The organism is Paracoccaceae bacterium, from assembly GCA_019454225.1.
Taxonomy (GTDB): Bacteria; Pseudomonadota; Alphaproteobacteria; order Rhodobacterales; family Rhodobacteraceae.
In genome coordinates, this window is sequence record CP075370.1 from 533,468 (window position 1) to 555,095 (window position 21,628).

Here is a 21,628-nt window from a genome sequence, read left to right on the forward strand (position 1 = left end):
CCGAGATGGACGCCAAGGAACTTATCGCCCGCCGCGTGGCACGGGAAATCAAGGCCGGATCTCTGGTGAACCTGGGTATCGGGCTGCCGTCGATGGTGGCGAACTTCGTGCCGCCCGATCTGGGCGTGTTCTTCCAGGCCGAGAACGGCGTGATCGGCCTTGGCGCCCGTCCCCCCGAGGGGATGGAGGATCGCCACCTGACCGATGCGGGCGGCGGCTTCGTGACCGCCGTTCCCGGGGCAGCCTCGATCGACAGCGCGATGAGCTTTGGCCTGATCCGGGGCGGGCATCTGGACATGACCGTGCTGGGCGGTTTGCAGGTGGACGAGGCGGGACATCTCGCGAACTGGAAGGTCCCGGGCAAGATGGTGCCGGGCATGGGCGGGGCGATGGACCTGGTCACCGGGGCCGCTCGTGTCGTGGTCGCGATGCAGCATGCGGCAAAGGGGCAGTCCAAGATCGTCCCGCGCTGCACCCTGCCGCTGACGGCGCTGCGCCGGGTCAACCTTGTCGTGACCGACCTTGCCGTGATCGAGCCCAGCGGAGCGGGGCTGATCCTGCGCGAACGCGCACCGGGTGTTTCCGTCGATGACATCCGTGCCGCGACCGAGGCCGCGCTGGTGATCCCGGACGACGTTCCCGAAATGATCCTTGCCTGAGGTCCACATGCCCGATTTCCGTACCGCCATCGTGACCGGCTCGACCTCGGGGATCGGTCTTGCCGTCGCCCGTGCCCTGGCCGAGGCCGGTCATGCCGTGATGATGAACGGCCTTGGCGACCCCGAAGCCGTCGAGGCGACGCGCGCCCAGATCGAAACCGAAACCGGCGCGCCCATCGCCTTTCACGGCGCCGACATGTCGAACCCCGCGCAGATCGCGGACCTCGTGGCCGCGACCGAGGCGCGGTTCGGCCAGATCGACATCGTCGTCAACAACGCCGGCATCCAGACGGTCGCGCCGATCGAGGAGTTCCCGGTCGACCGCTACGACCTGATCATGGCGATCAACATGTCGGCCGCCTGGCACCTGTGCCGCGCCACCTTTGGCGGCATGAAACGGCGCGGCTGGGGGCGGGTGATCAACGTGGCCTCGGCCCATGGCCTGGTCGCCTCGCCCTACAAGTCGGCCTATGTGATGGCCAAGCATGGCATCGTCGGCCTGACCAGGACGCTGGCGCTGGAAGGGGCCGAACACGGGGTCACGGCCAACGCGATCTGCCCGGGCTATGTCCTGACGCCCCTGGTGGAAAGGCAGATCCCCGAAACGGCGGCGGCACGGGGGATCACCGAGGACGAAGTGATCCGCGACGTGCTTCTGGCGGCGCAGCCGACCAAGAGCTTTGTCCAGCCCGGCCAGATCGGCGCGCTGGCGGCGTTCCTGTGCACCGCAGCGGCAAGCCAGATCACCGGAACCGCGCTGCCCGTCGATGGCGGCTGGACCGCACATTGAAAGGACAGATCGTGCACCCCATCCAGAAGATCGGCGTCATCGGCGGCGGCACCATGGGCAGCGGCATCGCCCAGGTCTTTGCCATGGCAGGCTTTCCCGTCCTGATCCAGGATCTGACCGTGGCCGCGCTCGACCGCAGCCGGGCCACCATCGGCACGTCGCTGTCGCGTCTGGCCAGGAAGGGCAGCCTGACCGAGGCCAGGGCGGCCGAGGCCATGGCGCTCATCCAGACCACGACGGTCTTCGAGCTGATGGACGACCGCGACCTGGTGATCGAGGCGATCGTCGAGAAGGTCGATGTCAAGACCGGGCTGCTGAAACGGCTGGACGGCATCTGCCGCCACGATGCGATCTTCGCGTCGAACACCTCGTCCATCTCGCTGACCGAACTCGCCGCCGCCTCGGCGCATCCGGGCCGTGTGATCGGCATGCATTTCTTCAACCCGGTGCCGATGATGCAGTTGGTCGAGATCATCCGCGCGCTGCAGACGACCGATGCCGTGGCCGAGGCGGTGACGGACCTGACACGTGCCATCGGCAAGACGCCCCGGGTCAGCAAGGACAGCTATGGCTTCATCGTGAACCGCCTGCTGGCGCCGCAGATCAACGAGGCGATCAACTGCGTCTACGAAGGGCTGGCGACCGCCGAAGACATCGACAGCATGATGAAGCTTGGCGCCAACCATCCGATGGGTCCGCTGTCGCTGGGCGACCTGATCGGGCTCGACGTGGTGCTGAACATCATGGAGACCCTGTACAATGGCTTTGACGATCCCAAGTATCGGCCTTCGCCCCTGCTGAAGCAGATGGTGGCGGCCGGTTATCTGGGCCGCAAGACCGGCAGGGGCTTTGCCGAGTATCATGCCCACTAGGCCGGGGTGACGGTGCCCCATGCAGAGCTTTCTGGCAGAGGACGGGGCAAGGCTCGCCTTTCGCGATGAGGGCCGGGGGCTGCCGCTTCTGGCGCTGGCGGGGCTGACCCGGGACGGGCGCGATTTCGACTATCTGGCCCGCCACCTGCCCGATGGCATCCGCCTTGTCCGGCTCGACAGCCGCGGGCGGGGCGGTTCCGACTGGACCGGACCGGACACCTACACCGTCGCGCAAGAGGCGAGGGATGCGCTGGCGCTGCTCGATCATCTGGGGCTGGCGCAAGCCGCGATCATCGGGTCGTCCCGGGGCGGGCTCCTCGGCCTCGTCATCGCCTCGACCGCCAGGCATCGCCTGCTCGGGCTTTGCCTGAACGATGTCGGGCCGGTGGTGGAACGCGAAGGGCTGTTGCGCATCGGCGCCTATGTCGGGATCGAACCGACGGTTCCGACCCTGGAAGAGGTTGCCGACCGCATGCCCTCTGCCATGCCCGGCTTTTCGCATGTCCCGGCCCTGCGATGGCAGGAAGAGACGGTCCGCCACTATGTGCAGCGGGATGGCCATGTCGGGCTGACCTATGACCCTGCGCTGCGCCAGTCCTTCGATGCGGCCATGGCTGCGCCGCTGCCCGAACTCTGGCCCCTGTTCGATGCCTGCGAAGGCCTGCCGCTGGCCCTGATCAGGGGGGCGTCCTCGGACGTTCTGGCGCGGGCCACCGCCATCGAAATGCGCCGCCGCCGCCCCGACATGATCTTTGTCGAAGTCCCGGAGCGCGGGCATATCCCGTTTCTTGACGAGCCGGAGGCAATGGGGGCGCTGAGGGCGTGGCTGGACGAGATACGGAACCGCCGCTGATCGGGCGGTCCGGATGGCGCGAAACGCGCCGTGCAGGGCCGGGTGCGCCGTCCGGGCCTGCGATGAACCGGGCCCGCGCCCCGCGACCCTGCCTGTCGCGATGGAGGACGTTCCGGAAGCGCGCTGTTGCCGCGGGCCGCCCGCCTTTGGCGGTGCGGCGGCTTAACCCCATGGATTCGCGCCACTTTCGCCGTATGGCCCGCGTCGGTTCCCCGTCGGTTCCGCGTCTGGCATCCGTCCCGACACCGGGGGGTGCCGGGCTGTTGACGACTGGAGGGCGAATCGGGAACGCAATCAAGGCGAGTCGTGGTTGGGGCCTGCCTTGCAGGTGCGTTCAGGTCGGAGCCTCTTGTGAATGCCGGTCTTGCCGACCCCCCCCCTTTCCCTCACCGCCCGGCTCCGCTAGGCTCAGTGCCACCTCGGGGTGCCCGTGCATGCGGGCTGAGATGCGGAGCTGATCCGTGAACCCGTTGAACCTGAACCGGTTAGGACCGGCGGAGGGAAGGTGACAGGATCGTCCTGCCCGACTCCGCCCGTCGCAATGGAGGACGACCATGAAGCTTCCTATTGCCGCGGGTTGCCTGACGCTTGCCTTTGGCGGCGCGGCGGCTGCGGAAACGCCCGTGATCACGGTGCTGGCCTATGACAGCTTTGTCAGCGAATGGGGCCCCGGCCCCGCCATCGAGACCGCCTTCGAGGAAAGCTGCGGCTGCGACCTGCGGATGATCGGCGCGGGCGACGGCGCGGCGCTTCTGGCGCGGGTGCAGCTCGAGGGGCCGCGCGGCGCGGCCGACGTGGTGCTGGGGCTGGACACCGCGCTGACCGCGCAGGCGGCGGCGACGGGCCTGTTCGCGCCCCATGGCATCACCGGCGACTGGGACCTGCCGGTGGCCTGGGGCGACCCGCTGTTCGTGCCCTATGACTGGGGCTGGTTCGCCTTTGTCCATGACGTGACGCGGCTGCCCGACCCGCCGCGGTCGTTCGAGGCGCTGGCGGACTCGGAGGTGACGATCGTGATCCAGGACCCGCGGTCGTCGACCCCGGGGCTGGGGCTGCTGCTGTGGATCGAGGCGGCGCATGGCGCACGGGCCGCCGAGATCTGGGCGGGGCTGGCCGACAACATCGTGACGGTGACGCCCGGTTGGTCGGAAGCCTATGGCCTGTTCCTGGAGGGCGAGGCGGACATGGTGCTGAGCTATACCACCAGCCCGGCCTATCACCTGATCGCCGAGGGCGACGCCACCAAGGCCGCGGCCGGGTTCGACGAGGGGCATTACCTGCAGGTCGAGGTGGCGGGGGTTCTGGCCAACGCGCCGCAACCGGACCTGGCGCGGGCGTTCCTGACCTTCCTGGGGTCCGACGCGGCGCAGGCGGTGCTGCCCACGACGAACTGGATGTACCCCGCGCGGATGCCCGCGGGCGGCCTGCCCGAGGGGTTCGACACGCTGCTGATGCCCGAACGGTCGCTGCTGATGACGCCGGACGAGGCGCAGGCGGCCCGCGGCCCGGCCCTGGACAGATGGCGCGCGGCGCTGTCGCGCTGACCGCCGCCGGGGCGGTCGCCGTTCTGGCGGTCGCCCCGGTGGTCGCGGTGGCGCTGCGGGCGGGGACGTGGACCCTGGCGGCGCCGGACATGGCGGCGGTGCGGTTCACCGTTCTGCAGGCGGCGCTGTCTGCGGCGCTGTCCTGCGCGCTGGCGGTGCCGCTGGCGCGGGCGCTGGCGCGGCGGCGGTTTCCCGGGCGGGGGCTGTTCATCACCGCGCTGGGGGCGCCGTTCCTGCTGCCGGTGCTGGTGGCGGTGCTGGGGCTGCTGGCGGTGTTCGGGCGGGCGGGCTGGGTGAATGCCGGCCTGTCGGCGCTGGGACTGCCGGTGGTCACGGTCTACGGGTTGCACGGGGTGGTGCTGGCGCATGTGTTCTTCAACCTGCCGCTGGCTGCGCGGCTGATCCTGTTCGGGTGGCAGGCGATCCCGGCCGAGCGGTTCCGGCTGGCACGATCGCTGGGCCTTGGCCCGGCCGAGGTGATGCGGCACCTTGAATGGCCGATGCTGCGCGGCGTGCTGCCCGGGGGGTTCCTTGCGGTGTTTGCGGTCTGCCTGACCAGCTTTGCCGTGGCGCTGACGCTGGGCGGGGGGCCCAAGGCGACGACCGTGGAACTGGCCATCTATCAGGCCCTGCGCTTCGATTTCGATCTGGCGGCGGCGGCACGGCTTTCGCTGGTGCAGCTTGGGCTGTGCGCCGCAGCCTTTGCGGTGGCGTCGCGCCTGACGGTGCCCCCTGCGTTCGGGGCCGGGCTGGACCGGGCACCCGACATTCCCCGGCCGGGCGGCTGGCGTCGGGGTGCCGACGCGGCCGCGATGCTGGCGGCGGGGGCGTTCCTGGCGCTGCCGCTGCTGGCCGTGGTGCTGCGCGGCCTGCCGGGACTGGCCGATCTGCCCTGGCAGGTCTGGGCGGCGGCGGGCCGGTCGGTGACCGTGGCGCTGGTGGCGGCGGTGCTGACGCTGGCCTGCGCGCTGCCGCTGGCGCTGGCGGCGGCGGCGGGTGCGCGCTGGGCCGGGCTGGTGGCGACACTGCCGCTGGCGCTGTCGTCGCTGGTGATGGGGACCGGGCTGTTCCTGATGGTGCAGCCGCTGCTGCGCCCGGCAGATGTCGCCCTGCCGGTGACCATGGCGGTGAATGCCGCACTGGCGTTGCCCTTTGCCTATCGGCTGATGCTGCCGGGGGCCGAGGCGCTGCGGCCGCATGACCGGCTTGCGCAATCGCTGGGAATGCCGCCCTTGGCGCGGCTGCGTCTGGTGACGCTGCCACGGCTGGCCGGGCCGATGGGTTTTGCCGGGGGGCTGGCCGCGGCGCTGGCGATGGGCGATCTGGGCGTCATCGCGCTGTTTGCCACCGAGGGGGGCGAGACGCTGCCCCTGATGGTGCATCGCCTGATGGGCGCCTACCGGATGGAGATGGCGGCCTCGGCCGCGCTGCTGTTGCTGGTGCTGTCCTTCGCGCTGTTCGCGACCATCGACCGGATCGGACGCCATGCTGCATCTTGACCGACTGAGCCTTCGACAGGGCGATTTCAGCCTGACGGCCGACTGGTCCGCCGGACCGGGCGCGCGCGTGGCGCTGATCGGGCCGTCGGGCGCCGGAAAATCGACACTGCTGTCGGCGATCGCGGGATTCCTGCGTCCGGCAGCGGGCCGCATCCTGTGGCAGGGGCAGGACATCACGGCGATGGAACCGGGCGCGCGCCCGCTGTCGATCCTGTTCCAGGACCAGAACCTGTTTCCGCACCTGACGGTGGCGCAGAACGCGGGGCTGGGCCTGTCACCCGGCCTGCGGCTGTCGCGCGAGGATCACGCGCGGGTGGCGGCGACGCTGGACCGGCTGGGCCTGGCGGGGCTGGGCGACCGGCGCCCCGCCGCGCTGTCGGGTGGCCAGCAGTCGCGCGCGGCGCTGGCCCGCACGCTGCTGCGCGCGCGTCCGCTGCTGCTGCTGGACGAACCCTTTGCGGCGCTCGGGCCTGCGATGAAGGCCGATCTGCTGGACCTTGTGGCGGGACTGGCGGAGGAAAGCGGCACCACGGTGCTGCTGGTGACGCATGACCCGGCCGAGGCGCGGCGTTTCGCCCCGCTGACCGTGTTCGTCGCGGATGGCGTGGCGCATGCGCCGCAGCCCACCGGCGCGCTGCTGGACGCGCCGCCGCCTGCGCTGGCCGACTATCTGGGCGGCTGAGGGGGCGGCGGGATCATCCGGCCGATGGCGGCCGCATGGCCGGGCGGGGCCGCCAGAACATCGGCGCAAAGCGCCACCGCCGCGTCAAGCAGCCCCTCGGGCGGGACGATGCGGTCGATCAGGCCCCAGGCCAGCGCCTCGTCGGCGTCGATCCGGGCGCCCGCCATCAGGATCAGGCGCGCACGGGCCGGGCCGACCAGCGCCGACAGGCGGCCGGGGTCGGACGGCTGCGGCAGAAAGCCCAGCCGCATCACCGGATAGAACAGGCGCGTGCCCGGTGCCGCGATGCGGATGCCGCAGGCCAGCACCATGCCCAGGCTGCCGCCTGCCGCCGTGCCGTTCAGCGCCGCGACCGACAGGCCGGGAAACCCCGCGACCGCGGCGGACAGCCGTTCCCACAGCGGGCTTGTCGCCAGCCCGGCGCGTGCCGCGTCCAGATCGGCCCCGGCGGAGAACACCGCACCCGCCCCGGTCAGGACCAGGGCGCGGGCATCGGTGGCGCCCTCGACCGCCGCGGTCAGCGCCTCGAGCATCCCGGCGGTCAGCGCGTTGGCCTTGCCGGGCCGGTCCAGCGTGACGATGCGAAGGGCGCCGCCGTCGCGATCCTCGACACGGATCATGCCGTGATCCCCGCCCGCCGCCGGACGCCGGGATCGCGCAGCGAGATCTCGCGCCCGAGAAATTCGTCGGCGTCGGGGCCGCACATCCACAGCAGCGCGCGCCCCGCCCATTCCGCCGGGATATGGGCCGAGGGGTCGAGACGGCTGACCGGGTTGATGCCGCTGTGCCGGATCGCGACCTGCATGTCGGTGGCCACGGTGCCCGGCGACAGGCCCATGATTCGCAGGCCCTGCGCGGCCTCTTCCAGATGGGCGCATTGCGTCAGCATGGCGGCACCCGCCTTGGCCGCGCAATAGGCGCTCCACCCCTCCAGCGGGTTGTGGGCGGCGCCCGACGACACCGTGACCAGCGTGCCGCCACCCCTTGCGCGCAGGTGCGGGATGGCCGCGCGCATGCCGTGGAACACGCCCTTGAGGTTGATGTCGACGGCGCGGCCCCAGGCCGCGGCATCGGCATCGGCCAGCCGCGCGATGGGCTCGATCACGCCGGCGTTGTTGATCATCGCGTCGATGCCGCCCCAGCGGTCGGCCACCCGCGCCAGCGCCCAGTCCACCTGCGCGGCCTCGGCCACGTCGCAGGCGATGGCCGTCGCGGCATCGCCCAGCCCCGCCGCCAGGGTCGCGATCTGCGCCTCGGTGCGGGCCAGAAGCGCGACGCGCGCGCCGGCCTGAACGAAGACGCGGGCCGCCGCCGCGCCGATTCCCCGGCTTGCACCGGTGATGACCACCACTTTTCCCTGCATCGCATCCCCTCCGCTGCCGTTCGTCCCGTCCTATCCCGCGCCGCGCGCGCGGAAAACCCGTCGCGCAGGATTCACTTGACCCCCCGGCGCGCGGGGCCGATGCTGCGCGCAAATTTTGCACCACAGGGAAGGTTTGGTCATGACACATCGCGGATTGTTCGGCGTCTCGGCCCTTTGCACGCTTCTGTCCACCACCGCGCTGCACGCGCAGGTTACCCCCGAGCAGGTCTGGCAGAACTGGAAGGACCTGGCCACCGGCTATGGCCAGACCGTCTCGACCGGATCGGAAAGCCGTCAGGGCGACACGCTGGTGATCACCGGGATGACGATGGAACAGGCGGACGGCGATGTGGCCGTGACCGGCACGATCGACGAGGTGCGGTTCCGCGATCTGGGCAACGGCACGGTCGAGGTGACGATGTCGCCGACCTATCCGCTGACCATGAACACCGTGAACGCGGAAGGCGAGGATGTCGAGGTCGGCATCGAGATCGCGCAGGACAACCTGTCGATGATCGCCGGCGGGACGCCCGACAACACCACCTATGATTTCACCGCCGATTCCATGGTCGTCTCGACCACCAGCGTGATCGAGGCGGGCGAGGCGCTGCCGGTCAAGTTCAACCTCGCGCTTGAGGGTGCGGGCGGGAAATACGTCGTCAACCGCAAGCCTGGCGATGTGATCGACCTGACCTCGGGCGTGACGGCCGGGAACATGGTGCTGACGGTTGCCATGACCGACCCGGCGGAAGGCACGGATGTGCAGATCAACGCCACGGTGGCGCAGCTTTCGGCCACGTCGAGCGGCACCTTCGGTTCCATGATGGACATGGAAAAGCTGAGCGACGCGCTGAATGCGGGCTTTGCGGTGGATGTGGCGCTGTCCTACGGCCCGATCGCCTATGACATGAACGTGACCGAGGACTCGGGCCCGACCTCGATCCGCGGCAAGACTGACGGCGGCAGCCTGGCGCTGGCGATGGACCGGACCAAGCTGGCCTACAAGGGCGGTGCGCGCGCGGTCGAGGTGCTGATTTCCAGCGCGCAGATCCCCTTCCCCGAAGTGGCGATCCGCTATGCCGAGACGGCGTTCGACCTGCTGATGCCGATCAGCAAGGGCGACGCGCCGCAGGAGTATCGCCTGGGCGCCACCCTGCGCGACCTGACGGTTTCGGACGAGATCTGGGCGATGTTCGACCCGATGCAGAACCTGTCGCGCGACCCCGCGACGCTGGTGATCGACGCGCGCGGCACCGCCACGCTGAGCGTCGACATCATGGACGAGGAAGCGATGAACTCGGGCATGCCCCCGGGCACGCTGGACAGTTTCGACCTGCCTGCGCTTCAGCTGAAGATCGCCGGGGCCGAACTGACCGGGAACGGCGCGCTGACCTTCGACAACACCGACCTCGTGTCCTTCGACGGCGTGCCCGCGCCCACCGGCACCGTGAACCTGGCGCTGTCCGGCGGCAATGCGCTGCTGGACAAGCTGGTGGCGATGGGTCTTGTTCCGGATGAACAGGCGATGGGCGCCCGCATGATGATGGGCATGTTCGCGCGGCCCGGCACCGAGCCCGATACCCTGACCTCGACGCTGGAGTTCAAGGACAAGGGCTTCTTTGCCAACGGCATGCGCCTGAAATAGACCCGTCCCCCCGGGGGTTCCATGCACGGGCGGCCCCTGCCGGGGCCGCCTTTTGCCATTCTGCGCCCCGTGCGCTTGTCCCCGCCTGCCCCCCGGATTACCTGAACCCGATGGCGCGCAGCACGCGCGCGAGGAGCCGCCGATGACCCGACCCCTGCACCATCTGACCGACGCCCTTCTGGCCGCCGCGCGCCGCGCCGGTGCCGGGGCGGCGGATGCGATCGCGGTGGACGGTCAGTCGGTGTCGGTGGACATCCGCGCCGGACGCCTGGAGCAGGCCGAACGCGCCGAAGGCATCGAGATCGGCCTGCGCGTGCTGATCGGCGGGCGGCAGGCCTGCGTCTCGGCCTCGGACGTGTCGGACCGCACCATCGCGGCGATGGCCGAGCGTGCCGTCGCCATGGCGCGCGAGGCGCCGGAAGACCCCTTCGCCGGGCTGGCCGACCCCGGCGAGACCGCAACCGCCACCGACCCGTCTGCGCTGGAACTGTGCGACCCGGCCGATGCGCCCGCGGCGGCGGCGCTGGAGTCGCTCGCCCGCCGGGCCGAGGGCGCGGCGATGGCGCGGGGCGGCGTCACGCAGGTCGAGGCGGGGGCGGGCCATTCGCTGCGCCGGGTGCATCTGGCGGCGAGCAACGGGTTTTCGGGCGGCTATGCGCGGTCGTCCGTCTCGGTGTCGGCGGTGGCCTTTACCGGTGAGGGCACCGCGATGGAGCGCGACTGGGCGGGCGAGGGCCGCGTCTGGATGGCCGACCTGCCCGAACCCGAAGGGATCGGCCAGCTTGCCGCCGAACGGGCGCTGTCGCGCGCCGGTGCACGAAAGCCCCCGACGGGCGCCTTCCCGGTTCTGTTCGACGAACGGGTGGCATCCTCGCTGATCGGTCACCTGCTGCAGGCGATCAACGGCGCCACCGTGGCGCGCGGGTCCGGGTGGCTGCGCGACAGGCTGGGCGAGCCGGTGCTTCCCCCCGGCCTCTCGGTCATCGAGGATCCGCACCGGACGCGGACATCGGCGAGCCGGATGTTCGATGCCGAGGGTCTGGCGACGCGGAAACGGACGATCATTCAGGATGGCGTGCTGACCGGCTGGGTGCTGGACCTCGCGTCGGCCCGGAAGCTGGGCATGGCCAGCACCGGCAATGCGGCGCGCGGTCCTTCGGCGCCTCCGTCGCCCGCGACCTCGAACATCGAACTGACGCCAGGCAGCGCCAGCCGTGACGACCTGGTGGCCGCCATGGGCACGGGCCTGCTGGTGACCTCGCTGATCGGCGCCTCGATCAACCCGACGACCGGCGACTATTCGCGGGGCGCCAGCGGTTTCTGGGTCGAGGGGGGGCAGATCGCCTGGCCGGTGAACGAATGCACCATCGCGGGCAACCTGCGTGACATGCTGATGCGGATCACCCCCGCGAACGACGCGCGCGCGCATCTGTCCACGCGCGTGCCGTCCTGTCTGGTCGAGGGGCTGACGCTTGCCGGCGCGTGACCTTGCGCTGCTGACCGATGCCGCGGCCGAGGCCGGGCGCATCGCCCGCCGGTTCTGGCGCCGGAACCCCGCCGTCTGGGACAAGCCCGGCAACGGGCCGGTGACCGAGGCCGACCTGGCGGTGAACCGGATGCTGCTGGCCGACCTGCGCCGCGCCCGCCCGGACTATGGCTGGCTGTCCGAGGAAACCCCGGACGACCGCGAAAGGCTGGACAATGAACGGGTGTTCATCATTGATCCGATCGACGGAACCCGCGCCTTCATCGCCGGAGAGGAGCATTTTGCCCATGCCCTTGCGGTGGCCGAGCGCGGGCGGGTGACGGCGGCGGTGGTGCATCTGCCGGTCGCCGGGCTGACCTACGCGGCGGTGGCGGACGGTCTGGCCACACTGAACGGTCGCCCGTTGCGGCCCAGCGGACGGGAAGACGAGGACGGCGCGGTGGCGCTGGCCAGCGGCGCGGCGATGATGGCGGCGCACTGGCCGGGCGGCGTGCCGCCGCTGCGCCGGGCATTCCGTGCCTCGCTGGCCTGGCGCCTGTGCCTGGTTGCCGAGGGCGCGTTCGACGCGATGCTGACCTTCCGTCCCACCTGGGAATGGGATGCGGCGGCAGGCTGCCTGATCGCCGCGGCGGCGGGTGCCGCCGCCACCGATGCCGATGGCCTGGCCCCGGCATTCAACCGGCGCGACCCGCGCGTCAACGGCCTGATCGTGGCGGCCCCCGGGGTGCATGCCGCGCTGATGGCGCGGCGGCGCGGTCAGTCCTTCGCCAGCCCCAGCTGATCGGCGCCCGCCTTCATCGGTGCGACGCCTTCCTCGAGGATCTCGCGCAGGATGCCCTCGGCGTGTTTCGACAGCGAGGTCTGCACCACGCGCCCCTTTGCCCGGAAGTTGGCCAGCCGGTCCAGCACCTTGTCCGCCGTCATCTTGCGGATCAGCACGCAGACCGCCGAGCCGCCCTTGTCCAGGCTGCGGCCCACGTCGCGCAGGAAACCGTCGTCGATCCCGATGTCGGTGGCGCGGCCGGCCAGTGCCCCGGCGCCCGCGCCGACCGCCGCCCCGACGATCGGGTTGAGGAACAGCATCCCTACGAGCGCGCCCCAGAACCCCCCGCCCAGCGCGCCGCGCGCCGTCAGGTTCACCGCCTGGTGCAGATGCACGTCGCCCGTGTCGTCCCGCGTCACGACGACCGCGTCCTCCATCTCGATCAGATACTCCTTCTGCAGCCGCAGCAGTTCGGCGCGCACCTCGAAGGCGGTCGCCTCATCCGGATAGGCGACGATGACAAGATCGGACATGGGTTCCTCCTGCGCATGAGTCTGCGCAGTCTAGCACGGTCAAAGCGCTTTGGATGCCTAAAATCGCGGCGCCCGCACCGGTCCGCGACCGGTGCGGGGCTGGCTTCAGTTGCGTCCGACGAATTCGAAGCTGAACCGCGTCTCGGCCCCGGCAGGCGGCACCGGAAACGGAGCGGCACGGCGGATGTGGTCCATCGCGGCACGGTCCAGCGCCGCGGCCCCGGACGACCGCGCCAGCGTCACCGAAGCCAGCGCCCCGGACGGCGCGATGCGGAATGACACCACCGCCGTGCCCCGGGCGGAAACGGCGGGCTTGCGCAACCGGGTGATGCGGCGCAGCACCTCGCCCGGATAGTTCGACCGTGCGGCGTTCCCCGCCGCGCTGGCCCCCGCCGATCTGGCCCCCGCCGCGCCGGCGGCGGCATCGGCCTGGCCCGTGTCGCTGCCCTTCCGCGCGTTCCGGTCTGCATTTCCCGCGGCAGATTTCGCCCTGGCGGGCGGGGCCTTTTCGGCGGGCCGCGCCTTCGGCCGTGGAGAGGTCTCGGGCGCGTCCTGTCCGATGACCGTCTCCGGCACGGCGGCCGCGGTTCGGTCCGGGGCGGGCGCGGGCTCCGCTGGCACCGCCGGGGCCACGGTGGCGGCTGCGGCGGCGGGCGCGGGGGCTGCCATGTCCGGCGCGGGCGCCGGGGCGGCCGTCTGCGGCACCGCAAGGGGGGCAAGCGCCACCTCCGGCATGGCGGCCGCCAGGGGCACCGCGACCGCGGCGACGGCAGGGGGCGGCGATGCCGTGGGGGTGGCGGGGGTCGCTGCCGCCACCGTGGTCGGGGCCGCCACAGGCGGGGTTTCCGCGGGCGTGACCGGTGTCGCGCCCTCGGCCAGATCGGCGAAGCCGTCGCCCAGCATGGCGACCGCCGCCGCCACCCCGCCCGCGATCTCCGGCGCGCCCTGCGGCCCCACCGCGACGGCGCCCGCCGCATGCAGCGCCCCCGACAGCATCAGCGACCCGATGAATGCCGCGCGCGCCCTCACGATCCGCCCCGTTCCGTCACGATCCGCACCTCCTCGGCCCCTGCCGCGCGCAGATCGCCGGCAATCCGCACCAGATCGCGGGCGGGCAGGTCGCGGGCTGGCATCAGGCGCAGCACCGTCGCCCCGCCAGCCAGCCGCTGCGCGGCGAACCCGGCCGGGGTCACCGCCACGCCCCGCCACAGGGTCGTTCCGTCGGCCCGCACCGCAAGCGCGTCGTCGGGCGCCTGTGCCGCCACGGCGTCCGACGAGACGAGGTCGATCTCGCGGTCCAGCGGCGCGGCAACCTGGCCCGCGACCAGAAAGAACACCAGCATCAGGAACACCACGTTGATTAGCGCGATGGTGGGTTCCGACCGGCGTCGCGCGGGGGCGGCAAGGCGCATCGGCTCAGCCCCCGATCACACGCAGCGTCAGGTCCGGCACCTCGCGCAGCGCCGCCAGCACATCGACCAGCCGCTGTGCCGTCACCTCGGGGGCGGGGGCCAGGATCACCGGGGCGGGCATCCGCGCGGCCATCACCCCGGCCAGCCCGGCCAGATCGACCGGCGCGGTATCCAGCGTGATCGTGTCGCCGGTCAGCCGCAGGAAGACCGGCGTCTCGCCCGCCGCCGCCGCGCCGCCCGCCGCTGCCGTCAGCGGCAGGTCGGCAAACCGGGTGAAGGTGGAGGACAGCATGAAGAACAGCAGCAGCAGGAAGATCACGTCGATCAGCGAGGTCATCGACAGCGCGCGGCGCGCACGCGGCGGGTGCAGCCGGTCAGGCATGGGCCAGCCGCCCCTGCGGCAGCGGGGCGGCGGATGGCAGGCCGGGGCACAGCGCCGCCTCGATCACCGACTCTGCCATGCGCCGCTCGCCTGCGACGCGGACCTCGAACCATGTCAGCACGGCAGACACCGGCATGGCCACCGCCAGCCCCGCCGCCGTGGTCATGAGCGCCACCCAGATTCCCCCCGCCAGAACAGACGGGTCCACCGACTGTCCCGCCTCCTGCATGGCGCGGAAGGCGTCGATCATGCCCAGAACCGTGCCGAACAGGCCCAGCAGCGGCGCCACCTGCGCAATCGTGTCCAGCAGGCGGAACCCGGTCTCCAGACGCGCGATGTGGTCCTGCGCCAGCGCATACAGGCGGTCGCGCGGGGCTGCCTCGGCCTTGCCCGGGTGCAGCGCCTGCACAAGCAGCGGCCCCAGATGCGAGGGCGCGGCCTCGGCCAGCGCCAGCGCGCGGGGCCGCTCGCCCGCGTCCGAGGCGGCAATGGCCGCCAACAGCCCGCCATGCCGCCCGACACCCAGCGCGGCGAACTGTCCGACCTTCCAGATCGCCACGCCGCCTGCCAGCACCGACAGCAGCAGGATCAGCGCCACCACCGGGCCGCCCAGGGCGATGAACCCGGTGATCGCCTCGCGCGCCTGTACCAGATGGATCATCCCGCAACCTCCATGCCGTCCACCGCGCTGGACGGGCGCAGCGCAGCCGCGCAGGCAGCGGGATCGGCGCCCTCGCAGCGTGCCACGCCGTTGAACAGAACCTGCCCCAGATCACCGCAGTCCACGCCCGCCACATCGAACTGCCGCACGCGGCGGCGCCCGTCGGGCAGGGCGCCAAAGTCGAACAGGGTGAACTGCGCCACCCGGCCCGCGCGGGTGAACAGCACCGTTTCCAGCACCAGCCCGGCCAGATCGGCCCCCGTGGCATTCGCGGCCACGAAGGTCAGGCGGCAGGCGGCGCCCTGCGCCTCCACCGTGTTCAACTCGACCCGCAGGGCGGGCGCCTCCTCGGCGCCCGCCGCCCCGGCGATCAGCATGGCCAGAAGCGCCGCCCTTACCATGTCAGTGCCCTTGCAAGGCTGACCTTGAACGTGCGGCCGCGCCCGGGGTCGAGCGACAGGTTGTTCTGATAGGCCTGGTCGAACGCATTCTCGACCGCGAACTGCACGTCGAACCCGGCCAGCGCCCCGGCCTGCGGTTTCCACGACACGTAGAAGTCGTGCAGATCATAGGGCGCATAGCTGGCCGAGGTGATGTTGCCCGTCGTGGTGCTGCGGCTGGCGGTGGTGATCCGGTCCACGAAGGTGCCGCGCCATCCGAACTCCAGCCCCTTGTCCGGGATGCGATAGCCCAGCGTCAGCGCGACATTCTCGGCCGGCACGGTGCTGGGCACATAGGCATAGTCGGTGCCGTTGATCAGGCTGGTGCCCCTGGCGCGGCCCCGGACGTTCGAATAGGCAAGCCGCGCAAAGAACCGCTCGGCCTCGTATCCGGCCTCGACCTCGCCCCCCCAGAACTCGCCGCGCTCGGTGTTGCCGAAGAAGGTCGCGGCGCTGTTCGGCGTGGTGGTGATCAGGTTCCTGATGTCGTTGCGGAACAGCGTGGCCTTCAGTTGCAGGCTGTCGCCGGGGCCGAACACGTCCTGCCGCGACCAGGCAAGACCCAGCTCCACATTCGTCGCGGTTTCCTTTTCCAGCCCCACGGCCGGCGCCTTGGTGGTCGACCAGGAATATAGCTCGTCCAGCGTGGGCAGCCGTTCGGTGCGGGCCACCGACCCGAAGACCGAGACGTCGTCGGTCAGCCTGTAAAGCGCCGCCAGCGTCACCGCACTGGCATGATCGCTGACCGCGATGCCGCCCGGAATATCCGCGCCGGGGGTCCGGCGCGCAAAGTCGATGCGCGCACCCGGAATGATCGTCAGCCGGTCGCCGATCGAGATGTCGGCCTGGGCATAGACGCCGATCTTGCGATCCGTGCCCTCGGGATGGAAGTTCAGCGGCCCTTCCGACGCCGCCACGCGGTCCTGCGTGCTGGCCTGCACCCCGAAGGTCAGGAACGCGTCCCAGCCATTGCCCGACAGGTTCGCCGTGTTCTCCGCCTTCAGCGAGACCGTGCGATAGGCATAGTCCACGTCGCACCAGACGTTCAGGTTCGACGGCACCGGCGAACAGGCCTGCGGGTTGCCGGCCAGGTCGACCGCATCCCACTGGCTGACGGCGGTGTCGGAATAGGACAGCTGGACTTTCGGGTTCAGCCAGGGATTGTCGGTTGTGGCCTGCCAGCTTGCGCTGATGGTGTCGTCCGACACGTCGCGCTTGACCCTTCCGAACACCGACAGCGTGTTGCCGCCTGTCTGTGCCAGCGCCGCATTGTTGCTGTCGCTTTCGAATCGCTGCCACGAAAGGCGCAGCGTCTGGTTGTCGCCCAGCCGGAAGGTGCCTTTCAGCAGCGCGCTGGGTGCGCTCGATTCGCTGCCCGCGACCGCGACGCCGTTGCCGTTCCTGAACTCGTCCGACTCGCGATAGCCCAGCGCCGCCAGAAACTCGGCCCCTTCGGTCGGCGCCGTGGCGTAGATGCCCGAGAACACCCTGCCGTTGCCGTTGCTTTCCAGCCCGAACTTCAGCCGCAGCGCGTTCTTCTTGCCGTCCACCAGAAAGTCGCCGGCATCCTTGGTCTCGAAGTTCACCGCGCCGCCGATTGCCCCCGATCCGTACAGCGTGGCCGACGCCGGGCCGCGCAGCACCTCGACGCGCTTGTAAAGCTCGGGTTCGGTAAAGAATGAACCCAGCCGGTACTGTTCATAGAACTTCGGCACCCCGTCCACGTTGACGATGATGCGGGACTCGCTGGCGGTCTGCTCGGTGGCCCCGATTCCCCGGATGTTGAAGGCAAAGCCCAGCGGCCGGTCCGACCCGGCGGTCTGCACGCCCGGCACATTGCGGAACATCTGCCCGACGTTCGAGGCCTGCTCGCGGTCGATATCCTCCTGCTCGACGGCCGTCACCGCCTGCGGGGTGTCGATGGCGACCTTGGCCTGACCGGCACCAAGGATCAGGCGGCCCAGGAATGTGCCGGGCTGGGCATCCTGCGCCGCGGCGGGCGCCGCGATGCCGATGCAGGCGGCGGTTGACAACAGGCGCGCCACAGCGCGGGCAGAGATGGACATGCGTTCCCCTTTTCGCAACGTTTTGTTGTGCTGGCGGAACGCTGGCATGACGGGATCGGCACTTGACCCCGGACGGTCGCGGTTCTAGGAAGCCTGAGTGAATTAGTCAAGCATATCACTGCGCCATCCAGCCAAGGGGCAACCCCGGCCAGACACGCGTCGCCAGACCCGTCCCCTGCGCCCGAAGGATGCCCCGATGCTGTTGTCCCCCGATCTGATCGACCAGATTTCCAATGCCCGCGCCCAGCGCGGCAACCTGCGCGAACGCGATCTTGCCGCCGCCATCGGCCTGACCGAGGCGCATCTGGTCGCCGCCGAGGTGGGGCAGGGCGCGGTGCGAATCGCCGCCGACCCCACCCGCCTGATGCCGCTGGTGGCCGGGCTGGGCGATGTCATGGCACTTACCCGCAACGAATCCTGCGTCCACGAACGGCGCGGCAGCTATCTCGATTTCCATGCGGGCGACCATGCCGCCATGGTGCTGGGCCCCGACATCGACCTGCGCATCTTTCCGCGCCACTGGGTCCATGCCTTTGCCGTGACGAAGGACACCAAGGACGGCCCGCGCCGCAGCATCCAGGTCTTCGACGCGGCGGGCGATGCCGTCCACAAGGTGCATCTGGGCGCCGAATCGGACATCGCCGCCTTCGACCGGCTGGCTCTGGCGCTGGCGCTGCCGGGTGACACGCCCTTCATCCTGACCGACCGCGCCCCGGTTGACGGGCCCCGTGCCAACCCCGACCGCGCCGACGACCTGCGCGAGGCCTGGTCCAAGATGACCGACACGCACCAGTTCCAGACGCTTGTCCACCGGCTCAAGATGAACCGGCTCGGCGCCTATCGCGTCGCGGGCGAACCCTTCGTGCGTCCGCTGCCTGCCGATGCGGTGGAAACCGCGCTGCGCCAGGCCGCGGCACAGGCGCTGCCCATCATGATCTTCGTCGGCAACCGGGGCTGCATCCAGATTCATTCCGGCCCCGTCGCGCGGCTGGAACCGATGGGCCCGTGGTTCAACGTCCTGGACCCCCGGTTCAACCTGCACCTGCGCGCCGACCGCATCGCCGAGGTCCTGCTGGTCACCAAGCCCACGAAACGCGGCCCCGCCATCTCGGTCGAGGCCTTCGATGCGGGCGGCGAACTGATCCTGCAGATCTTCGGCAAGCGGACCGAGGCCGCCACCGACACCGCCGCATGGGACCGTCTGGCCACAGGCCTGGCGATGGCCGAGGTGGCGCGATGACCCGCCCGGCCCTGTCCGTCGCCAGCCTTCATGCCGGGCTGACCGCGCTGCTCCTGCTGGGGCTGGCCGTGGCGGCCCGCGCCGATGAAGGGCCGCACCGGGTAGTCGCGGCGGGCGGTTCGGCGGCCGAGATCGTCTTTGCCCTGGGCGCGGGCGACCGCCTGATCGCCCGCGACACCACCTCCAGCCATCCCCCGCAGGTGCTGGACCTGCCCGACGTCGGCTATGTGCGGCGGCTGTCGCCCGAAAACATCATCGCCCTGTCGCCCGACCTGATCATCGCCGAACACGACGCCGGCCCGCCCGAGGCGATGGACCTTCTGCGCGGCGCGGGCGTCCCCGTCGCGCTGCTGCCCGCCGCGCAGGACCCCGCCGGGCTCGTGGCCAAGATCGGCACGGCGGCGCAGGCCCTGGGTCTGCCCGACGCAGGCGCCGCCCTGTCGGCGCAGGTCACCGCGCGCCTGGCCGAGGCCCGGACCGCGGCCGATGCGCTGCCGATGAAACCCCGCGTCCTGTTCATCCTGTCGATGCAGGGCGGGCGGCTGCTGGTGTCGGGCGGCGACACCGCCGCCGATGCGATGATCGGCCTTTCGGGCGGCCAGAACGCGGTCACCGAATTCACCGGCTACAAGCCCCTGACGGACGAATCCGCCATCGCCGCCGCGCCCGACATCATCCTGATGATGGACCGTGGCGGCGAACACGACGCCAGCCTGGCCGAGGTTGCCGCGCATCCCGCCCTTGCCCTGACGCCCGCCGGGGCCGGGGCGCGGGTGATCCGGATGGATGGGCTTTACCTGCTGGGCTTCGGTCCGCGTACCGGCGATGCGCTTCTCGACCTGACCGCGCAGTTCCGCCGCCTGATGCCCGAGGGTCGCGGCTGATGGCCATGGCAACCGCCGTTCCGCTGCCCGGCGACCGCGACGCGCAGGCGCGCGCCCTCGCCTTGTGGCTGGGCATCGCGCTGCTGCTCGCCGCGCTGGCCAGCCTGTCGCATGGCGCCAGCGGCGCATCGCTGTGGTCGGTGGCGCAGGCGCTGGTCTCGGGCGAACCCATCCCGGACCGCGATCGCATCATCCTGTGGGACATCCGCCTGCCCAGGCTGCTGACCGGCATTCTGGTCGGGGCGTCGCTGGCGGTCGGCGGGGCGGTCATGCAGGGCCTGTTCCGCAATCCGCTGGCCGATCCGGGCCTGGTCGGCGTGGGTGCGGGCGCCGGTCTCGGGGCGGTGGTCGCCATCGTGCTGGGCGGTCTGGCCCCCGCCTGGCTGGCGGCCCGGGCGGGCTATCACCTTGTGCCGCTCGCCGCCTTCCTGGGCGGCTGGGCCTCGACCCTCGTCCTCTATCGCGTGTCCACCCGGGCGGGCCGCACCTCAGTCGCAACCATGCTGCTGGCCGGTATCGCGCTGGGCGCGCTGGCCGGGGCGCTGACCGGCATCCTGGTCTATCTGGCCGATGACCGTCAGCTGCGCGATCTCACGTTCTGGGGTCTCGGCAGCCTCGGCGGGGCCACCTGGCCCCGGATCGCGGCAGCGGGGCCGGTGATGCTGCTGGCGCTCTGCACCGCACCCTTCCTGGCGCGCGGCCTGAACGGGCTGGCCCTGGGCGAGGCGGCGGCGCATCACATCGGCCTGCCCGTGCAGCGCGTCAAGTCGGTGGCGATCCTGACCGTCGCGGGCGCGACCGGTGCCGCCGTCGCCGTATCGGGCGGCATCGGCTTTGTCGGCATCGTCGTGCCGCATCTGCTGCGGCTGGCCACCGGCCCCGACCATCGCTTCCTGCTGGTCAACGCGGGTCTGGCAGGGGCCATCCTTCTGCTGCTGGCCGATCTGATCGCGCGCAATGTCATTGCGCCCGCCGAACTGCCCATCGGCATCGTCACCGCCGTTCTGGGCGCCCCGGTGTTCCTGTGGATCCTGCTGCGCCGCCGGGGCCTGGTGGACCTGTGATGCTGACAGCCCGCGAACTGTCCGTCACCCTGGGGTCCAGGGCCGTGCTGCACGGTGTCGACGCGACCGCCCGCGCCGGTCAGGTCACCGCCATCGTCGGCCCGAACGGATCGGGCAAGACCACGCTTCTGCGCGCGCTGACCGGTGATGTGCCGTACCGCGGCACCGTCTCGCTGAACGGGCAGGACTGCGCGGGCCTCGCACCCTGGCGCCTTGCCGCGCTGCGTGCCGTGCTGCCGCAGGCCTCGGCGCTGGCCTTCCCCTTTACCGTGGCCGAGGTGGTGCGCCTTGGTCTGTCCTCCGGCCTCCACGCCGGCCGGTCCGATCTGGTGCCCCGCGCGCTGGAACAGGTCGGCATGGCGGCCCATGCCGCCCATCTGTACCAGCGGCTGTCAGGCGGCCAGCAGGCCCGCGTCCAGCTTGCCCGCGTCCTGGTGCAGGTCTGGGAACCCGTTGTCGCCGGTGAACCGCGCTGGCTGTTCCTCGACGAACCGGTGGCCAGCCTCGATGTCGCCCATCAGATCGCGGTGATGCGCCTGATGCGCCGCTTCGCCGATGGCGGCGGCGGCGTGGTGGCCGTTCTGCACGACCTGAACCTTGCCGCCATGGTGGCCGATCGCCTGTGGCTTGTGCATGACGGCCGGCTGGCCGCCGAAGGTGCCCCGGCCGAGGTGCTGACGGAATCTGCGCTGTCCCGGGTCTGGGGCTGCCCCCTTCGCCCGGGCACGACGCCCCCCGGCTGGTTCGTCCTTCCGCAATCGGCCGAGGCCTGAGGGTCACACCCCGGCCG

23 protein-coding genes and 1 riboswitch are annotated in these 21,628 nt (G+C 71.1%); of the genes, 14 read left to right on the top strand and 9 right to left on the bottom strand.

All coding sequences use genetic code 11. The annotated features are described in order from the left end of the window. Positions 1 to 5: 5 nt before the first annotated feature. The 7 genes from KF887_02580 to KF887_02610 all read left to right on the top strand — a co-directional run bounded on the left by KF887_02580 (position 6) and on the right by KF887_02610 (position 6,899). Positions 6 to 659, top strand: a complete 654-nt coding sequence (locus tag KF887_02580; GenBank protein QYK42045.1) for a 3-oxoacid CoA-transferase subunit B — start codon at positions 6 to 8, stop codon at positions 657 to 659. A gap of 7 nt (positions 660 to 666) precedes the next feature. Then, on the top strand, positions 667 to 1,449 hold the full coding sequence (locus KF887_02585) for a 3-hydroxybutyrate dehydrogenase (protein QYK42046.1): 783 nt from the start codon (positions 667 to 669) through the stop codon (positions 1,447 to 1,449). An 11-nt stretch (positions 1,450 to 1,460) separates the two neighbouring features. Then, on the top strand, positions 1,461 to 2,321 hold the full coding sequence (locus KF887_02590; GenBank protein ID QYK42047.1) for a 3-hydroxybutyryl-CoA dehydrogenase: 861 nt from the start codon (positions 1,461 to 1,463) through the stop codon (positions 2,319 to 2,321). Positions 2,322 to 2,340: 19 nt separating this feature from the next. After that, positions 2,341 to 3,174: an alpha/beta fold hydrolase gene (locus KF887_02595; GenBank protein QYK42048.1), complete on the top strand. Its 834-nt coding sequence runs from the start codon at positions 2,341 to 2,343 to the stop codon at positions 3,172 to 3,174. A 410-nt stretch (positions 3,175 to 3,584) separates the two neighbouring features. After that, positions 3,585 to 3,694: riboswitch (TPP riboswitch) on the top strand. Positions 3,695 to 3,728: 34 nt separating this feature from the next. Further along, positions 3,729 to 4,718 (top strand): thiamine ABC transporter substrate binding subunit, encoded by a 990-nt coding sequence (gene thiB, locus KF887_02600; protein ID QYK42049.1) that lies wholly within the window; start codon positions 3,729 to 3,731, stop codon positions 4,716 to 4,718. Next, positions 4,694 to 6,217, top strand: coding sequence for an ABC transporter permease subunit (locus KF887_02605; GenBank protein ID QYK42050.1), 1,524 nt, complete (start codon positions 4,694 to 4,696; stop codon positions 6,215 to 6,217). Before thiB ends, KF887_02605 begins: the two co-directional genes overlap by 25 nt. Further along, positions 6,204 to 6,899 (top strand): ATP-binding cassette domain-containing protein, encoded by a 696-nt coding sequence (locus tag KF887_02610; protein ID QYK42051.1) that lies wholly within the window; start codon positions 6,204 to 6,206, stop codon positions 6,897 to 6,899. Before KF887_02605 ends, KF887_02610 begins: the two co-directional genes overlap by 14 nt. Here the strand turns inward: KF887_02610 and KF887_02615 are convergent. Then, positions 6,884 to 7,519 (bottom strand): enoyl-CoA hydratase/isomerase family protein, encoded by a 636-nt coding sequence (locus tag KF887_02615; protein ID QYK42052.1) that lies wholly within the window; start codon positions 7,517 to 7,519, stop codon positions 6,884 to 6,886. The two genes, KF887_02610 and KF887_02615, sit on opposite strands and share 16 nt — an antisense overlap. Continuing rightward, the gene (locus KF887_02620; protein QYK42053.1) at positions 7,516 to 8,262 is read right to left on the bottom strand and encodes an SDR family NAD(P)-dependent oxidoreductase; all 747 of its coding nucleotides are present in this window, start codon (positions 8,260 to 8,262) and stop codon (positions 7,516 to 7,518) included. Before KF887_02620 ends, KF887_02615 begins: the two co-directional genes overlap by 4 nt. A gap of 139 nt (positions 8,263 to 8,401) precedes the next feature. On the opposite strand from KF887_02620, the gene KF887_02625 reads away from it, so the two are divergent. The 3 genes from KF887_02625 (at position 8,402) to KF887_02635 (ending at position 12,174) form a co-directional block, all read left to right on the top strand. After that, positions 8,402 to 9,907, top strand: a complete 1,506-nt coding sequence (locus KF887_02625) for a DUF2125 domain-containing protein (protein QYK42054.1) — start codon at positions 8,402 to 8,404, stop codon at positions 9,905 to 9,907. A 142-nt stretch (positions 9,908 to 10,049) separates the two neighbouring features. Then, complete coding sequence (locus tag KF887_02630; GenBank protein QYK42055.1) at positions 10,050 to 11,393, top strand: TldD/PmbA family protein; 1,344 nt, start codon at positions 10,050 to 10,052, stop codon at positions 11,391 to 11,393. Further along, positions 11,380 to 12,174 carry a 3'(2'),5'-bisphosphate nucleotidase CysQ gene (locus KF887_02635; protein QYK42056.1) on the top strand — a complete coding sequence of 265 codons (795 nt, stop codon included), beginning with the start codon at positions 11,380 to 11,382 and terminating at the stop codon, positions 12,172 to 12,174. The genes KF887_02630 and KF887_02635 overlap by 14 nt, the downstream gene beginning before the upstream one ends. Here KF887_02635 and KF887_02640 read toward each other — a convergent pair. The 7 genes from KF887_02640 to KF887_02670 all read right to left on the bottom strand — a co-directional run bounded on the left by KF887_02640 (position 12,150) and on the right by KF887_02670 (position 17,650). Then, positions 12,150 to 12,689, bottom strand: coding sequence for a DUF1269 domain-containing protein (locus tag KF887_02640; protein ID QYK42057.1), 540 nt, complete (start codon positions 12,687 to 12,689; stop codon positions 12,150 to 12,152). The genes KF887_02635 and KF887_02640 overlap by 25 nt on opposite strands. Positions 12,690 to 12,794: 105 nt before the next feature. Further along, positions 12,795 to 13,685, bottom strand: coding sequence for a TonB C-terminal domain-containing protein (locus tag KF887_02645; GenBank protein QYK43403.1), 891 nt, complete (start codon positions 13,683 to 13,685; stop codon positions 12,795 to 12,797). 29 nt (positions 13,686 to 13,714) lie between these two features. Then, positions 13,715 to 14,101: a biopolymer transporter ExbD gene (locus tag KF887_02650; protein ID QYK42058.1), complete on the bottom strand. Its 387-nt coding sequence runs from the start codon at positions 14,099 to 14,101 to the stop codon at positions 13,715 to 13,717. 4 nt (positions 14,102 to 14,105) lie between these two features. Beyond that, positions 14,106 to 14,438: a biopolymer transporter ExbD gene (locus KF887_02655; GenBank protein QYK43404.1), complete on the bottom strand. Its 333-nt coding sequence runs from the start codon at positions 14,436 to 14,438 to the stop codon at positions 14,106 to 14,108. Between the two features lie 37 nt (positions 14,439 to 14,475). Beyond that, positions 14,476 to 15,144: a MotA/TolQ/ExbB proton channel family protein gene (locus KF887_02660; GenBank protein ID QYK42059.1), complete on the bottom strand. Its 669-nt coding sequence runs from the start codon at positions 15,142 to 15,144 to the stop codon at positions 14,476 to 14,478. Continuing rightward, positions 15,141 to 15,545, bottom strand: coding sequence for a hypothetical protein (locus tag KF887_02665; GenBank protein ID QYK42060.1), 405 nt, complete (start codon positions 15,543 to 15,545; stop codon positions 15,141 to 15,143). The genes KF887_02660 and KF887_02665 overlap by 4 nt, the downstream gene beginning before the upstream one ends. Continuing rightward, entirely contained in the window at positions 15,539 to 17,650 is a 2,112-nt protein-coding gene (locus KF887_02670) for a TonB-dependent receptor (protein QYK42061.1), read from the bottom strand. The genes KF887_02665 and KF887_02670 overlap by 7 nt, the downstream gene beginning before the upstream one ends. A gap of 196 nt (positions 17,651 to 17,846) precedes the next feature. On the opposite strand from KF887_02670, the gene KF887_02675 reads away from it, so the two are divergent. Genes KF887_02675 through KF887_02690 form a run of 4 tightly spaced genes read left to right on the top strand, consistent with a single transcriptional unit; the run spans position 17,847 to position 21,611 of the window. Next, positions 17,847 to 18,890: a hemin-degrading factor gene (locus KF887_02675; GenBank protein ID QYK42062.1), complete on the top strand. Its 1,044-nt coding sequence runs from the start codon at positions 17,847 to 17,849 to the stop codon at positions 18,888 to 18,890. Continuing rightward, on the top strand, positions 18,887 to 19,774 hold the full coding sequence (locus tag KF887_02680; GenBank protein ID QYK42063.1) for an ABC transporter substrate-binding protein: 888 nt from the start codon (positions 18,887 to 18,889) through the stop codon (positions 19,772 to 19,774). Before KF887_02675 ends, KF887_02680 begins: the two co-directional genes overlap by 4 nt. After that, positions 19,774 to 20,838 carry an iron ABC transporter permease gene (locus tag KF887_02685; protein ID QYK42064.1) on the top strand — a complete coding sequence of 355 codons (1,065 nt, stop codon included), beginning with the start codon at positions 19,774 to 19,776 and terminating at the stop codon, positions 20,836 to 20,838. The genes KF887_02680 and KF887_02685 overlap by 1 nt, the downstream gene beginning before the upstream one ends. Beyond that, positions 20,838 to 21,611 carry a heme ABC transporter ATP-binding protein gene (locus KF887_02690; GenBank protein ID QYK42065.1) on the top strand — a complete coding sequence of 258 codons (774 nt, stop codon included), beginning with the start codon at positions 20,838 to 20,840 and terminating at the stop codon, positions 21,609 to 21,611. The genes KF887_02685 and KF887_02690 overlap by 1 nt, the downstream gene beginning before the upstream one ends. The last annotated feature ends 17 nt before the right edge of the window (positions 21,612 to 21,628 follow it).

Excerpts from the sequence above, each read along its gene's own strand:
- KF887_02580 (QYK42045.1), top strand. The coding sequence starts at position 6 with ATGGACGCCAAGGAACTTATCGCCCGCCGCGTGGCACGGGAAATCAAG.
- KF887_02585 (QYK42046.1), top strand. The coding sequence starts at position 667 with ATGCCCGATTTCCGTACCGCCATCGTGACCGGCTCGACCTCGGGGATC.
- KF887_02595 (QYK42048.1), top strand. The coding sequence starts at position 2,341 with ATGCAGAGCTTTCTGGCAGAGGACGGGGCAAGGCTCGCCTTTCGCGAT.
- thiB (QYK42049.1), top strand. The coding sequence starts at position 3,729 with ATGAAGCTTCCTATTGCCGCGGGTTGCCTGACGCTTGCCTTTGGCGGC.
- KF887_02605 (QYK42050.1), top strand. The coding sequence starts at position 4,694 with ATGGCGCGCGGCGCTGTCGCGCTGACCGCCGCCGGGGCGGTCGCCGTT.
- KF887_02610 (QYK42051.1), top strand. The coding sequence starts at position 6,204 with ATGCTGCATCTTGACCGACTGAGCCTTCGACAGGGCGATTTCAGCCTG.
- KF887_02615 (QYK42052.1), bottom strand. The coding sequence starts at position 7,519 with ATGATCCGTGTCGAGGATCGCGACGGCGGCGCCCTTCGCATCGTCACG.
- KF887_02620 (QYK42053.1), bottom strand. The coding sequence starts at position 8,262 with ATGCAGGGAAAAGTGGTGGTCATCACCGGTGCAAGCCGGGGAATCGGC.
- KF887_02625 (QYK42054.1), top strand. The coding sequence starts at position 8,402 with ATGACACATCGCGGATTGTTCGGCGTCTCGGCCCTTTGCACGCTTCTG.
- KF887_02630 (QYK42055.1), top strand. The coding sequence starts at position 10,050 with ATGACCCGACCCCTGCACCATCTGACCGACGCCCTTCTGGCCGCCGCG.
- KF887_02640 (QYK42057.1), bottom strand. The coding sequence starts at position 12,689 with ATGTCCGATCTTGTCATCGTCGCCTATCCGGATGAGGCGACCGCCTTC.
- KF887_02645 (QYK43403.1), bottom strand. The coding sequence starts at position 13,685 with ATGCTGTCGGGGGCGCTGCATGCGGCGGGCGCCGTCGCGGTGGGGCCG.
- KF887_02650 (QYK42058.1), bottom strand. The coding sequence starts at position 14,101 with ATGCGCCTTGCCGCCCCCGCGCGACGCCGGTCGGAACCCACCATCGCG.
- KF887_02655 (QYK43404.1), bottom strand. The coding sequence starts at position 14,438 with ATGACCTCGCTGATCGACGTGATCTTCCTGCTGCTGCTGTTCTTCATG.
- KF887_02660 (QYK42059.1), bottom strand. The coding sequence starts at position 15,144 with ATGATCCATCTGGTACAGGCGCGCGAGGCGATCACCGGGTTCATCGCC.
- KF887_02665 (QYK42060.1), bottom strand. The coding sequence starts at position 15,545 with ATGGTAAGGGCGGCGCTTCTGGCCATGCTGATCGCCGGGGCGGCGGGC.
- KF887_02670 (QYK42061.1), bottom strand. The coding sequence starts at position 17,650 with ATGTCCATCTCTGCCCGCGCTGTGGCGCGCCTGTTGTCAACCGCCGCC.
- KF887_02675 (QYK42062.1), top strand. The coding sequence starts at position 17,847 with ATGCTGTTGTCCCCCGATCTGATCGACCAGATTTCCAATGCCCGCGCC.
- KF887_02680 (QYK42063.1), top strand. The coding sequence starts at position 18,887 with ATGACCCGCCCGGCCCTGTCCGTCGCCAGCCTTCATGCCGGGCTGACC.
- KF887_02685 (QYK42064.1), top strand. The coding sequence starts at position 19,774 with ATGGCCATGGCAACCGCCGTTCCGCTGCCCGGCGACCGCGACGCGCAG.
- KF887_02690 (QYK42065.1), top strand. The coding sequence starts at position 20,838 with ATGCTGACAGCCCGCGAACTGTCCGTCACCCTGGGGTCCAGGGCCGTG.